Here is a 14,540-nt window from a genome sequence, read left to right on the forward strand (position 1 = left end):
GCATTTTATAGCTATCGATCTATTTTTGTATCCTTGCCAAGAGGCTCTTGTGCAAATATAATGTGAATTTGAAAAAACTAAATTGAAGAAGGATCACAGAAATGATCAAACTTTTTTACAAAACCCAAAATTAAATTTGCTGGATAAGAATCCATTTTGATCAATCTTTTTTCAAAATGGATTCCTTTTATTTATCGTAAAATATGGGTTTGCGAGGTATTTTTGATCAAACATTATTTCAAATCTACAGAATGATTCAATTGAATATATTAAGAGCTTGTTTTAATCATAAAACAAGCTCTTTCTTTTTGTTCATTTATCAAGGTTATTAGTATTAATTTGATTAAACATTTTTCTAAAGTAACAGCAGGCTATAAATCTTTACATGCTTGAAGATATGCAAATATTCATTATTGAAGTTCTTAATATTAAAATGTATTATAGTAAAGTGCAACTTCTAATGCGAGTAAACAGGGCTATGAATTTTGAATAAATAAAATATTTCGAAATAATATAGTTACTGAAAAATGAGGTGGAATTAATCGAAACAGTACATATTAAATGGTATGGATCGTATAGTTTTAATGATTTTTATAATAGAGAAGAAGCTTTTAAGAAAGGAATATTTGCACTCTTTAGAGTATGCGCTGGAAAAGAAACATTGCTCTATATAGGAAAAGCCCAAGGGCACTTTATACAAAAGATAAGAGAACTTAATAAGGATTGGCTGTTGGATACAAGCGAAATAAAGATTAGATTAGGAATAATAGAATTCCCTAATGGTGAAAGTTATTCTGAAAAGAAGGTAGAAGAGGTTAAATCCCTTTTGATTTTACGGCATATCCCATCAGAAAACACCACATCTTCAGTATACTATAGAGGGCGGTTTAATTTAAAAGTTATAAATAAGGGAAAAAGAGGATTGATTGTTAAAAAGCTTTCCGCAGAAGATCTAGTATGGATGTAAGTTGAATCACCTTTGACTGAAGTCGAAGATTTCTTAAGTACAGAAGTCTATAAAATTCTAATTTATTAAGATATTTTTGAATAACATATGTTAGATATTTGAAACAATACAAATTGTATTGTTTTTATATGGAATCCCATATGTGAAGTGTATATAAATCCATTTTGATTTTTCGACATATAAGCCGCGGCTATGGATAACAAAAGGTGACCTGCACTCGTTTTCTCTCTTTGTTTTCACTATGTCTGGGCAGGAAAAGGATCTGACCGCTTCTATGCATGGCCGGATGCTCTCTCCCACCTAAAAAGAAGGGGTTTATGTCGGTTTTTTAATTTGAATTTATATAGTTCATCTCTTTTATTTAATGAAAATATTGAGATTCATAGGGAAAATGTATAAAGATTAGATGCGAAAATAAACATGGAGGTTTGAAGAATGGAACAAGAAAGTAGATTTCAAGAAAAACAACAAAATCGTCGTCAAAAGGGCATTTTTAATATTGCATTTAGCATTGTAATAGTGACAGTTAGTATAGTGACATATCAGCTACTTTTCACTTCTGATACAAAAGGGAAAGAAATTGCTCAAGAAAAAAAAGTATCACAGCTAAATGAGAAGAAAAGTGAAGATAAAGAAGCAGCAAAACTAGAGGAGAAGAAGAACGAAGATAAAGAAGCAGCCAAGCTAGAAGAGAAGAAGAACGAAGATAAAGAAGCAGCCAAGCTAGAAGAGAAGAAGAACGAAGATAAAGAAGCAGCCAAGCTAGAAGAGAAGAAGAGCGAAGATAAAGAAGTAGCACGGTTAGAAGAGAAGAAGATGAAAGAAGAAGAGAACCAAGAAGTAGAAGAATCAGTAAAAACGAACGAAAATGAAAATAATGAGGGAGAAAAAACGATACCTCAAGAAGAAGGTACTCAAGCAAATTCTTCTTGGAAGCCAATTGGTACAGAGCAAGGGGCAAAACCCGAAATGCAATTTAAGGAAGGAACAGTAGATTGGAATGAGATGAAAAAAGCGATTTCCTATGCTGTTGATGTTCCAGAGAGCCAATTGATTTTTGAATTTATTGGGAATAACGGTAATAATAAAGCCTACGGTAATGTACGAGACAAGCAAAGTAATAAAAAATATAAGGTAAATATTGATTGGGTAGAGAATCAAGGCTGGAAACCAGCATCTGTTCAAGTAGTAAAATAAATGATCGAAATATTACTTCCTCTCATTGTGATGGAGCTAAGGCTAAGTCATCATTTTACAGCTAAGAAAAATCTGTATCCGTATCACATTTGAAATAATCATTTATCTAAAATTTTACTTTTATAAAAGCTAAAAAAAGAGTCCTAATTATCCAGGACTCTTTTTGGTATTTTGACAGCTGTTTCATTAAAAAATGTTTTAGACTATTAAAAGAAAGTATGAGACTGAAGGGTATTGATTTTATCGTTATTTCGTTAGAAACTTGCGATATTTGAAAAACGTATGGTATCAGTTTGATCAAGCTTTATTCTAGAAGTTCTTCCACAATCAGGCACGATTGTAGGGTAATGCTTAGATTTAAACGGCTTTATTGTTATATTTTTAAGTGCAGAAAAGTATTTCACATCAAAAATTAAACAATTGTATTTTAACCCCGGCCTAAAATCAGAAGGGGGTTATGCGTGTGTGAGGTTTCAAAATTAAATAACTCTATTGTCACTTTACAGCTTAGCGTATATTTTCGTTAAAATGCGCGTGCTACCCCATGTCCATCAAGCTAATACTTTTAATTATCCCCATAACGAAAATTTTATGCATCGTTGACTACTGATAATGATGTCTTATGTCAACTGACCCTGTATCGAGTACACATGAATAAAAATATAATGGCTGTTTTTGATATGAAAAGAGGAAAGTAACAATCTTTGTTTTACTGGTAATGGGACACTATTTCTATCGTTTTTTTGTTGTTTTTGCTCGACCTGATTTTTTAAGAAAAAAAGGTGTTGACATGAAAAATAAAATTGTGATATTATAAAATTTTGCTAAAAAAACACATGTATGTTAAACTTAAGAATGTTACCATATATGGGGGTGGATTATTTGTTTCAAATTGGCGATAACATTGTTTATCCAATGCACGGAGCAGGTATAATTAAAGCTATAGAAGAAAAGGAAATATTAGGAGAAAAACAGCAGTATTATGTTATAAAAATGTCAATCAGTAATATGCAAGTAATGATTCCTACGGGTAAAATATTGAGTTCAAGTATACGCCCGGTTACTGATAGGGTTGCATTAAAACACATAATACACATTTTTCAGCATGGAGAATCAGATAGATCACTTTTGTGGAAGCAAAGGTATAAATTGAATACAGAAAAAATAAAAACAGGTAAAATACAAGAAGGTGCTGAAGTTGTACGTGATTTAATGCGTATGAAGAAAGAAAAAGCACTTCATGGAAGCGAAAAAACAATGTTGGATAATGCGCATGGATTTTTGATGAGTGAACTGGAATTAATTGAAGGGATCACGGAAAATCAGATGAAAAGCTTCTGTCAAAGTTCATTATAGATAATATATTACGTTTTTAGAATGACCTGAATTTTCAATTTAACACATTATCATTAAAAAAATCATTTTAATGAAATTTAACTTCTTCAACTCACAGTTACAATAATAACCTCTTTTGCTATTTCTACAATCTAATCCATTTCTAATTTCTTTTATGAATGTTCAAAACTTCACCAAATAACTTGATAAAAATAGTAACTTGATTTTTTGCAATCCTGATTCACACTGGCACGGACAAGGAGCCGTAAGGATGGAAGAGAGGTAGGGCTTCCATTGTTTTAGGTATATATATCTAAGTCATTATTTCTAGAAGAACAAACAATCAATCTCACCTCTATCTTTAAGAATTTCTTACATCCACTGAGACAGTGAATAGTAATTGTTTATCTTCTTTGCGTAAAAGAGATAAGCGAATTGGTAACATTATATGGTTAGCTACAAAAAAATGGTTTCTAGATCTGGAAACCATTTTTAAATTCATTAACATAACGATAGTAAATTAAGCAATAAGAAGGAGCTATATGGTTTGATCTAAAAAGGAGGCCAAAGCATTGGGATTTAAAGCAACAGCTAGCTAACATTAATATAAAAGATTAACTACCTAAAAGTGGTGTTATGTTAATTAAGTAATATCCCATGTTGAATCGGACGAATTGTAACGGAATTAGAACAAGACCGCCAAGAAACGGTCTTGTTCCTTGTTTTCTTTGATCAACTATTAAAACAGAGACTCAAATAAATCATCTTGCTGTAACATCTTTAACTGCATCGGAAATACGGTCAACCGCTGCTTTTCCAGCATCTTCAACAACATCAATTGCATTTTGTACTGCATCGCCTGCTACTTCAATCCCACGTTTTGTTTTGTTACGCCCTTGGTCAATAGCAGATTGATTTCGATTTTGCTCATTCATTCGTTACGCCTCCTTAAATCGTTCTTCGACCTTAGTATAAGAAAATGTCATTTTGTTATTCATACATTAGGGAATGTTATAGGACGGATACAGTATCCATTCATTTGTTTACTTACTATCGATAATCATACTTATGTAAAAAACTAGTGTGGATCTAGTTTTTTCTTTTTTGTTTAAAAATGGTATAAATAGAAGAATCATTAGATGTCGTGGGTTATTCTGCGAATCGCTGTCATATACCAATAAAATAAGAATTAACATAATCAACTAAAAAAACTAAATATTTCTTGAGATTTGTATATTTAGGATATAAGCTGTTTTTATAGTGCTAGTATCAGTATGTTCAAGTTCTGGAGATTACTTGCAGATATTTTGAAGTTTTTGCACCAGAATTATAGGAGCAGCTTTCTTTGTAGTTCAAAAATCTATTATGATAATAATGAAAATAAAAAAAGACGGTTAAAGCCGTCTTTTTTTATGCTATTGTAAATTTATCCCGCTATTCACGGGTAGTAACACCCCGCTGATCAAAGTTTCACTTTATTTTTTATACTCATGATGATTGATATATTTTTAGAATCTATATTATATAAATCCATTTTGATTTTTCGACATATAGCCGCGGCTATGGATAACAAGAGGTGACGTGCAATCGTTTTCTCTCTTTGTTTTCACTTGGCATGGAGCAGGAAAAGGATCTGTCCGTTTCTATGCATGGCCGGATGCTCTCTCCCACCTAAAAAGAAGGGTTTTATGTCGGTTTTTTAATATTTGTAAAACGAAAAGGTTAGTTTTCTTCTTCAAGTTTTGTTAACTCGTGATTAATTAAGGTGCCGATATGCTCACCTAAGCAAATCTTTTTCATAACTCCCGGCTCATCAAAATTAAAGACATGTGCTGGTAAATGATAGTCACGAGCAAGCAATAAAGCTGATTGATCCATTACTTTTATATTGTTTTGAACGACGTCGTTATACGTTAAGTGACTATACATTTTTGCGGATTTATTACGTTTTGGATCACTTGTGAAGACACCGTCTACCCCTTGTTTTGCGACTAGAATCGCATCGCTGTTCACTTCTATTGCCCGCTGTACACTTGGATAATCCGTCGTAACGAACGGTTGCCCATTTCCACCACCAAAAATGACTATATATCCTTTATCTAAATGATGAACTGCTCGTAAACGAATATAGGGCTCTGCAACAGCTGTAAAGGGAATGGAGGTCATAACGCGTACTTCTTTATCTGTCTTGCTTGATAGTACACCTCGTAACATTAAGCTATTTATAATTGTGCCTAATGTACCTATGTTATCTGCTTCTACACGATTAATGCCCCATGTCTCAGCCAAGTTCCCTCTGAAAATGTTACCTCCGCCTACTACAAGAGAAACTTCAATATCTAAATCTACAATCGACAAAATTTCATTTGCAATATGCTCTAAACGTTTGGAACCAAAACTGTTTCCATCTTGATCAGCGAGAGCACCGCCGCTTAGTTTTATTAAAACACGTTTGTATGGCTTCATTATCGTTCCCTCCTTATAAAGTGAAACTTTTCTCAGAGAAGTGTTCATCCTTCACTGGGAATTAGCCTTATGGTCAGTTTATTCCTCACCTAGCTTCTTTGCTTCTTGCAAAACTTTGAACTGTGGGGGACCTCCCGTCAGTACGGGATAAAATAGTAATAAAAAAGAAGCAGAGGCGAATGCCTTTGCTCCTTTACAAGAAAATGAAATGGAAAAGAAAGAGATGTAATGAAATCATTCGTATATCGTTTCATATGATCCACTCCTTTTCATCTCATTTATTTTAAATAAACATACTTTTTAGATTATACAAAATAATTTGGTGATTCATCAATATTATTTTTTGATTGTTTACCTACGAAGGCTGTCAATGAACGTTTTAAGAAAAATATTTGAATGTTTTGTGACGTACTTGTAGGTTTTTGTCTGATTCTGTAGGTTAGCCTGTAACATGTAGATATGCTTTTATAAATAAAAAATGAAAGCGTTCGCATGAAGGGGATGAAAATAGATGAAAAAATTCGGATTAGCGACACAAATTTTTGTAGCGCTTGTGTTGGGGATTGTAGTAGGGGCAATCTTCTATGGTAATAAAACAGCAATTTCTTATATTACACCAATTGGGGATATATTTATTCATTTAATAAAAATGATTGTTGTACCGATTGTTATTTCAGCGCTGATTGTTGCGGTAGCTGGTGTAGGGGATATGAAGAAGCTCGGAAAGTTGGGCGGAAAGACGATTCTCTATTTTGAAATTATTACAACGATTGCAATTTTGATGGGATTAATTGCAGCAAACGTGTTCCAGCCAGGAACGGGCGTTGATATGAGTAACTTACAACAAAGTGACATTTCATCATACAAAGAAACGGCGGATTCAACACAGAAAAAAGGTTTTGCAGAAACAATTGTTCATATTGTACCGACAAACGCAATTGAATCAATGGCAAAAGGTGATTTATTACCGATTATTTTCTTCTCGGTGTTATTTGGTTTAGGAGTTGCAGCAATTGGTGAAAAAGGTAAACCAGTTTTTAATTTCTTTGAAGGTGTGCTCGAAGCGATGTTTTGGGTCACAAACCAAGTTATGAAATTTGCTCCGTTTGGTGTATTTGCACTTATCGCTGTCACGGTTGCAAAGTTTGGTGTGGCAACGCTTCTTCCATTAGGAAAATTAGTGCTAGCAGTATATGTAACAGTTATACTATTTGTTATTATCGTATTAGGTATCAATGCAAGAATGGTGGGAGTAAACATCTTCACCTTAATGAAAATTTTAAAAGAAGAGCTTATTCTTTCATTCACGACAGCAAGTTCAGAGGCTGTCTTACCAAATATAATGAGAAAAATGGAGGAGTTCGGCTGCCCGAAGGCAATTGCATCTTTCGTTATTCCAACGGGTTATACGTTTAATCTAACCGGATCGGCCATTTATCAAGCATTAGCAGCATTATTTGTAGCACAAATGTACGGAGTACCAATGTCACTAACGGAGCAAATTACGTTGCTATTCGTTCTGATGTTAACGTCTAAAGGGATGGCTGGTGTTCCTGGAGCTTCATTTGTTGTTGTATTAGCAACATTAGGATCAATGGGACTACCGTTAGAAGGTATTGCTTTAATTGCTGGTATCGACCGCATTTTAGATATGATTCGCTCGTCTGTCAATGTGTTAGGAAACGCATTAGCAGCCATTGTCATGTCAAAATGGGAAGGCGAGTTTGATCATGAGAAAGCACAACGTTATGTAGAAAATGTGAAACAAGCAGAAGTAGCATAAAAATAGATAAGGAGTGGGGAAACATGGCAACAATTACTGAAACTACAAAAAATGTACGAATTGAAAAAGATTTTTTAGGTGAAAAAGAAATACCGATGCATGCGTATTATGGTGTGCAAACGATGCGCGCTGTAGAAAACTTTCCAATTACAGGCTACAAAATTCATGAAGGATTAATTAACGCATTAGCAATTGTAAAAAAAGCAGCGGCGCTTGCTAATACTGAAGTAGGAAGATTGGAATTTAAAAAAGGTAATGCAATTGCAGACGCAGCACAAGAAATTCTAGAAGGAAAATGGCATGATCATTTCATTGTTGATCCAATTCAAGGTGGAGCAGGAACTTCTATAAATATGAACGCAAATGAAGTCATTGCCAATCGTGCTCTTGAATTATTAGAACTGGAAAAGGGAGACTATCACTATATTAGTCCAAATAGCCATGTAAATATGGCACAGTCAACAAATGATGCATTCCCAACAGCAATTCATATTGCAACGCTAAATCTGTTAGAAGATTTGCTACAAACAATGGGATATATGCATGATGTGTTTGAATTAAAAGCAGAACAATTTGATCATGTCATTAAAATGGGACGTACGCATTTACAAGATGCTGTACCAATTCGTCTTGGACAAGAGTTTAAAGCATATGCGCGTGTACTTGAACGTGATATAAAACGAATTCAACAATCTCGTCAACATTTATATGAAGTAAATATGGGAGCGACAGCTGTTGGTACAGGATTAAATGCTGATCCAGCGTATATTGAGGCTGTAGTAAAACATTTGGCTTCTATTAGTGAGCTTCCTCTTGTTGGTGCAGATGATTTAGTAGATGCAACGCAAAATACAGATGCTTATACTGAAGTATCCGCTGCACTGAAAGTATGTATGATGAACATGTCCAAAATTGCGAATGACTTACGCTTAATGGCATCTGGTCCACGCGTTGGATTAGCAGAAATTATGCTTCCAGCTCGTCAACCAGGTTCATCTATTATGCCAGGGAAAGTAAACCCTGTTATGCCAGAAATGATTAACCAAATTGCTTTCCAAGTTATCGGGAACGATCATACAATTTGCCTTGCTTCAGAAGCGGGTCAATTAGAGCTAAATGTAATGGAACCAGTGCTTGTCTTCAACTTACTGCAATCTATTAGCATTATGAATAACGGTTTCCGTGCCTTTACAGATAACTGTCTAAAAGGAATTGAAGCGAATGCAGAACATTTGAAAGAATATGTTGATAAAAGTGTTGGTATTATTACAGCTGTAAATCCGCATATTGGATATGAAGCTGCAGCTCGCGTTGCAAAAGAAGCGATTGCGACTGGACAATCTGTTCGAGAGCTTTGCTTGAAAAACGGCGTATTATCACAAGAAGAATTAGATTTAATTTTAGATCCATATGAAATGACACATCCAGGGATTGCAGGAGCAGCTCTTTTAAAGAAAAATTAAAAGAGGGGGGACTTTCCCCTTTTTTTTGTTTACAATATAGAAATGGTGTAAAGTGAAACTTTTTTCAGTGGGGGTTATCTTCATCCCGCGCTGAGAATTCGTTCTCACCAATCGTGCTCTTACGGTTAGTTTATCTCCCACTAAAGTTCTTTGCTTCCTGCAGAACTTTGAGTTGGAGAGATTGCTGTCCGTTCGTGCGGGGTAAATAGATAAAGGTAGGGATGGTATGAGTAAATTTATAGTTTCCTCTAATGGCACGTTAGAAACGACATTACGAGGAGTAGAAGTATTAGCAACGCCACTTTTAAATAAAGGAGTCGCTTTTACAACAGAAGAAAGAGAAGAATTAGGATTAAAAGGGTTATTACCACCAGCGGTATTAACGTTAGATGAGCAAGCGCGCCGTGCGTATGAACAATTTTGTTCACAGCCAGATGATTTATTAAAGAATGTATACTTAACAGCATTGCATGATCGTAATGAAGTATTATTTTATCGTTTACTTACAAATCATTTACGAGAGATGCTTCCAATTGTGTACACACCAACTGTCGGTGTGGCAATTCAAAGATATAGTCATGAGTATCGTAAACCACGTGGGATATATTTATCAATTAACGATCCGTCTGGCATTGAAGAAGCATTTTCTAACATCGGTGCAACAGCAGAAAATATCGATTTAGTCGTTGTGACTGACGGTGAAGGTATTTTAGGAATTGGTGACTGGGGCGTAGGTGGTATTAATATTGCGATTGGAAAGCTTGCTGTTTATACAGCGGCAGTTGGTATCGATCCGAGCCGTGTGCTTCCTGTTATTTTAGATGTTGGGACGAACCGTGAAGATTTGTTAAATAATCCATTTTACATCGGAAATCGCCACCCTCGTATAACAGGAGACGCATATGATACGTTTATTGACACGTTTGTAAAAGCTGTATGTAACAAGTTTCCGAATGCGTTACTGCACTGGGAAGATTTCAGCTCACGTAATGCACGCAAAATTTTAGATAAATATCGTGACAATGTATGTACATTTAACGATGATATACAAGGAACAGGTGCTGTTTCACTTGCAGCAGTATTATCGGCTGTGAAAGCTTCTGGAGTTCCGCTTTGTGAACACCGCGTTGTTGTTTTTGGAGCTGGTACCGCTGGAATTGGAATTGCAGATCAAGTGCGAGATGCAATGGTTCGTTCAGGTTTATCGGAGGAAGAAGCAAATAATCGTTTCTGGTGTATTGATCGTAATGGTTTACTTACTGATAATATGGAAGAACTTCTTGACTTCCAGCGTCCTTATGTACGTGAAGAATCAGAAGTGAAACAATGGAAACAAAGTGAAACAATTGGTCTTGCTCAAGTTGTGAAGCAAGTGCATCCTACGATTTTAATTGGGACGTCAACAGTTGCTGGCGCATTTACAGAAGAGATTATTAAAGAAATGGCTTCGCATGTAGAAAGACCAATTATTTTACCAATGTCCAATCCAACGCCGCTTGCGGAAGCAAAGCCAGTAGATGTAATATCTTGGACAGAAGGACGAGCACTCGTTGCGACTGGAAGCCCGTTTGAACCAGTTACATATAATGGTGTTACCTATATCATTGGACAATCAAACAATGCGCTTATTTTCCCAGGTCTTGGCCTTGGTACGATTGTAGTTCGTGCTCGTGTGATGACAGATGGTATGTTTGCAGCAGCTGCAGAAGTAGTAGCAAACATGGTAGATACAAGTCAGCCTGGTGCACCAATTCTTCCGGAAGTAGAAGAATTACGTAACATTTCAGAGATAGTTGCGATTGCGGTAGCAAAAGTTGCAGTTGCTGAAGGTGTTGCTCGTGAGGAGTTAACTGATAACGATATCAGGAAGGCTGTCCAAGCTGCCATGTGGAAACCTGAATATCGTCCTATAAAAGCAGTTGAAAAGGTAACAATATAAAAAATGGAGCCCGTTTATGATATAAACGGGCTTTCCTTATGATGTTTCAAGAATAACAGTAAAGCTAGGAATACTAAAAAATAGGAAGTGGCATCTTTGAACTGGAATCAATTGTGGAAGAAAGATATTTCCCTTTTAATCATTTTAGTTTTGATAGTTCCTATAGCTGGGGAACTAAATTTCCATCCATTTAATGATACATTTCGCGTTAGCTTTGGAACACCGATTTTTTTCTTTTTGCTATTATTTCTACGGAAAATACCAGCTGCTTTAGCAGGTATACTTGTCGGTATATCTGTTGTGATATTTCGCGTTGGTCTTGATTGGATGATGCAAGGTTCCTTTCATTTATCAGATTCTTTTTATATGCGTTATCCTGTCTTCTTTTACTATTTCATTTATGGGAGCCTTTTTTCCCTATGTAAAGTAAATAGATTCCATCAAAAACCGTTACTAATAGGGTGCTTTGGGATTACACTTGAAATTGTCTCGAGTATGTCAGAACTTGCTTTTTATCACTTCGTTGTGCTTGGTACGGCGATTACAGTTTCAGAAATAAATAAGATTATTATTATTGCTATTTTTCGAAGTTTTTTTGCTCTCGGTTTTCTGAATATGATGAGTTTGTATGAAACGAAATTAAAAGAGGCACAGGTTCGGAAGGAAAATGAAAAAATGTTTATGCATCTTTCTAATTTATATGTGGAATCTATTCATTTGAAGAAGACACTGCAAAATGCGGAAATGATTACACAGGAAGCATATCAATTATATCGAAACTTACAAAAGACAAACATGGAAAACGGTGAAAGGGATATAGTGGAATATAGTAAAAAAGTACTAAAAATTGCAGGAGAAGTACACGAAATTAAAAAAGATAATCAAAGGATTTTTGCGGGATTATCAAAGCTTCTTTTAGATAAAAACCTTTCAGAATACATAGAGGGACATGAACTAGCAGAAATGATCGTAAGGATTAATGAGAAGTATGCACAGTTATTGGAAAAAGAAATCAAATTCTGCAAACAGATAGAAGGAGAGCATTCCGAGTATCATGTATACAATGTTTTGTCGATTTTAAATAACCTAGTTGCGAATGCGGTTGAAGCAATTGACAAGGTTGGTACAATTACGATAACTGCCAAAAGAAAAGAAGAGTTCGTGACATTTGAAGTAATAGATGATGGTCCCGGTATTCCATTGAAGTATAAGGAGCTAGTATTTAAGCCTGGTTTTACTTCGAAATATGATCAAACAGGAACACCATCAACGGGGATTGGACTCTCCTATATAAAAGAGATGGTGACGGAACTTGGAGGAGAAGTTATACTACAGAGCGGAGACAATGAAAGAGGCTGCAGATTTATTGTGCGGCTGCCGGAGTCTAGTTTAGCTAGGGAAGGGTGATCGGATGTTTTATTACATCATAGATGATGACGAAGTATTTCGTTCGATGTTATCGCAAATTATTGAAGATGAAGATCTTGGAGAAGTAGTAGGAGAAGCGGAAGATGGGGCCTTAGTAGAAGTCGGTCAATTAAATTTTAAAAAAGTAGATATTTTATTTATTGACTTATTAATGCCAATTCGAGATGGAATTGAAACGGTTCGTCAAATTGCACCATCGTTTACAGGGAAAATAATTATGATCTCTCAAGTGGAATCAAAGCAACTGATTGGTGAAGCATATTCCCTCGGTGTTGAATATTATATTACAAAACCTCTTAATAAAATTGAAGTTGTATCTGTTGTACGCAAAGTGATGGAGCGTATTCGCTTGGAACGCTCGATTCAAGATATTCAAAAGTCATTGAATAACGTATTTCAATGGGAGCAGCCTAAAGTGCGAAGTGAACCACTACTAGAAGAGAAAAAAATTACTGATTCTGGACGGTTTTTATTATCGGAGCTTGGAATTGCTGGAGAGAATGGAAGTAAAGATTTACTTAGTATGTTGGAATATTTATCAAAGCAGGAAAAGGCAAAAACTTTCGAATATGGATTTCCAGCTTTAAAAGATATTTTTCAATATATTACTGTTAAAAAATTAGGAGAAGAGGTTTCTGAAGCAGAGATTGATAAAGAGAGAAAAGCTTCGGAACAGCGGGTGCGCCGCGCAATTTACCAGTCATTAAACCATTTAGCTTCTTTAGGATTAACGGATTTTTCAAATCCAAAATTTGAAAGCTATGCTCCGAAATTTTTTGATTTTACAGTTGTTCGAAAACGCATGACGGAAATGACGAAAGAAGAACGAACGGCATCTGGACATACGAGAATTAACACGAAGAAGTTTATTCAAGTATTGTATTTTGAGGCGAAGCGGTTGACGGAGATAGAATAAACATAGAAAAGATGTTTGCTGAAAAAAGCAAACATCTTTTTATATTTTTACAGTAGGAACTTTGAATATAAATTAGTAAATGATTTTTTTAAAAGTTTCAAAGTGAATACAGTTTTGTATAAAAGACAACTAAATTTATGAGAATGTGAAATTTGTAAAAAAAACAATATATTGAAAATTAATAAATATCTGTTTTTTAAATGAAGTTTCTAGGAGGGAATTATCATGTTAAGTTCAGGCAAATGTGCAAGTGGAACTTTCAATGTAAATGTTCCGAAAAAGGCAACTAAAAAGGCTATTTTAAAAGCTGTTAATCTTTCTAAAACATACGGTAATGGCGAAGAACAATTCCATGCAGCTAAAAATATTAATGTAGAGATGTATGAAGGTGATTTTACGGTGATTATGGGAAGTTCAGGCTCAGGGAAATCAACTCTTCTTTATCTATTAAGTGGGCTAGATAGTGTGACCGAAGGAGAAGTTTATTTTAAAGGGAAACGTATTGATTCCTATTCGGAACATGAACTGGCACAATTTAGGGCAGCACAAATCGGATATGTTTATCAGGCGGTTAATTTAATTCCAGATCTTACTATATTTGAAAATGTTGTATTGCCAGGATATATTGCAAAACATAACAAAAATGAAATTAAGAAAAAGGCCTTATCTCTTATAGAATCAATGGGAATTCAAGGGCAACAAAACCGTCTTCCTTCTCAGGTTTCTGGAGGACAGCAGCAGAGAGCAGCTATTGCAAGAGCATTAATTAACTCGCCTGATGTAATCTTTGCAGATGAACCTACAGGAGCGCTAAGCCATGAGCAAGGGGTTGCTATTTTAGATATTTTATCAGAGATGAATAGAAATGGTCAGTCTGTTGTAATGGTCACTCATGATATATATGCAGCTTGTCGGGCGGAACGTCTAATTTTAGTTAAGGATGGGACAATCGGAGGAACTCTAGAACTTGGAAAATATAAACCTGAAGAGATACAATCTCGCAAGAATGCTATCTTTTCATTTATTTCTAAGGGGGAATAAAGCAT

Annotated in this window: 11 protein-coding genes; 9 read left to right on the top strand and 2 right to left on the bottom strand. The window is 35.1% G+C overall.

The genetic code is table 11. From position 1 onward, the window contains the following. The first annotated feature begins 532 nt into the window (after nt 1-532). The 3 genes from QRE67_RS08380 to QRE67_RS08390 all read left to right on the top strand — a co-directional run bounded on the left by QRE67_RS08380 (nt 533) and on the right by QRE67_RS08390 (nt 3,520). Nucleotides 533-967, top strand: coding sequence for a sodium:proton symporter (locus QRE67_RS08380; protein WP_286124431.1), 435 nt, complete (start codon nt 533-535; stop codon nt 965-967). A 435-nt stretch (nt 968-1,402) separates the two neighbouring features. Beyond that, complete coding sequence (locus tag QRE67_RS08385; protein WP_286124433.1) at nt 1,403-2,164, top strand: YrrS family protein; 762 nt, start codon at nt 1,403-1,405, stop codon at nt 2,162-2,164. An 882-nt stretch (nt 2,165-3,046) separates the two neighbouring features. Next, a complete protein-coding gene (locus QRE67_RS08390; RefSeq protein WP_286124435.1) occupies nt 3,047-3,520 on the top strand; it encodes a CarD family transcriptional regulator in 474 nt (157 codons plus the stop codon). Between the two features lie 740 nt (nt 3,521-4,260). Here QRE67_RS08390 and QRE67_RS08395 read toward each other — a convergent pair. Continuing rightward, the gene (locus tag QRE67_RS08395; protein WP_286124437.1) at nt 4,261-4,434 is read right to left on the bottom strand and encodes a hypothetical protein; all 174 of its coding nucleotides are present in this window, start codon (nt 4,432-4,434) and stop codon (nt 4,261-4,263) included. A 787-nt stretch (nt 4,435-5,221) separates the two neighbouring features. Next, the gene (pyrH, locus tag QRE67_RS08400) at nt 5,222-5,965 is read right to left on the bottom strand and encodes a UMP kinase (protein WP_286124438.1); all 744 of its coding nucleotides are present in this window, start codon (nt 5,963-5,965) and stop codon (nt 5,222-5,224) included. A gap of 511 nt (nt 5,966-6,476) precedes the next feature. Here pyrH and QRE67_RS08405 point away from each other — a divergent pair. The 6 genes from QRE67_RS08405 (at nt 6,477) to QRE67_RS08430 (ending at nt 14,535) form a co-directional block, all read left to right on the top strand. Continuing rightward, on the top strand, nt 6,477-7,748 hold the full coding sequence (locus QRE67_RS08405; protein ID WP_286124439.1) for a cation:dicarboxylate symporter family transporter: 1,272 nt from the start codon (nt 6,477-6,479) through the stop codon (nt 7,746-7,748). A 23-nt stretch (nt 7,749-7,771) separates the two neighbouring features. Continuing rightward, entirely contained in the window at nt 7,772-9,211 is a 1,440-nt protein-coding gene (gene aspA, locus QRE67_RS08410; RefSeq protein ID WP_286124440.1) for an aspartate ammonia-lyase, read from the top strand. A 205-nt stretch (nt 9,212-9,416) separates the two neighbouring features. Beyond that, nucleotides 9,417-11,150 (top strand): oxaloacetate-decarboxylating malate dehydrogenase, encoded by a 1,734-nt coding sequence (gene malS / locus QRE67_RS08415; RefSeq protein WP_286125221.1) that lies wholly within the window; start codon nt 9,417-9,419, stop codon nt 11,148-11,150. An 87-nt stretch (nt 11,151-11,237) separates the two neighbouring features. Then, nucleotides 11,238-12,557 (top strand): ATP-binding protein, encoded by a 1,320-nt coding sequence (locus QRE67_RS08420; protein ID WP_286124441.1) that lies wholly within the window; start codon nt 11,238-11,240, stop codon nt 12,555-12,557. A 4-nt stretch (nt 12,558-12,561) separates the two neighbouring features. Continuing rightward, entirely contained in the window at nt 12,562-13,494 is a 933-nt protein-coding gene (locus tag QRE67_RS08425; protein ID WP_286124442.1) for a response regulator, read from the top strand. A gap of 225 nt (nt 13,495-13,719) precedes the next feature. After that, complete coding sequence (locus QRE67_RS08430) at nt 13,720-14,535, top strand: ABC transporter ATP-binding protein (RefSeq protein ID WP_286124443.1); 816 nt, start codon at nt 13,720-13,722, stop codon at nt 14,533-14,535. Nucleotides 14,536-14,540: the final 5 nt, after the last annotated feature.

The sequence above is a fragment of the Bacillus sp. DX3.1 genome (genome assembly GCF_030292155.1).
Classification (GTDB): Bacteria; Bacillota; Bacilli; order Bacillales; family Bacillaceae_G; genus Bacillus_A.

Excerpts from the sequence above, each read along its gene's own strand:
- aspA (WP_286124440.1), top strand. The coding sequence starts at position 7,772 with ATGGCAACAATTACTGAAACTACAAAAAATGTACGAATTGAAAAAGAT.
- QRE67_RS08385 (WP_286124433.1), top strand. The coding sequence starts at position 1,403 with ATGGAACAAGAAAGTAGATTTCAAGAAAAACAACAAAATCGTCGTCAA.
- pyrH (WP_286124438.1), bottom strand. The coding sequence starts at position 5,965 with ATGAAGCCATACAAACGTGTTTTAATAAAACTAAGCGGCGGTGCTCTC.
- QRE67_RS08430 (WP_286124443.1), top strand. The coding sequence starts at position 13,720 with ATGTTAAGTTCAGGCAAATGTGCAAGTGGAACTTTCAATGTAAATGTT.
- QRE67_RS08425 (WP_286124442.1), top strand. The coding sequence starts at position 12,562 with ATGTTTTATTACATCATAGATGATGACGAAGTATTTCGTTCGATGTTA.
- QRE67_RS08395 (WP_286124437.1), bottom strand. The coding sequence starts at position 4,434 with ATGAATGAGCAAAATCGAAATCAATCTGCTATTGACCAAGGGCGTAAC.
- QRE67_RS08405 (WP_286124439.1), top strand. The coding sequence starts at position 6,477 with ATGAAAAAATTCGGATTAGCGACACAAATTTTTGTAGCGCTTGTGTTG.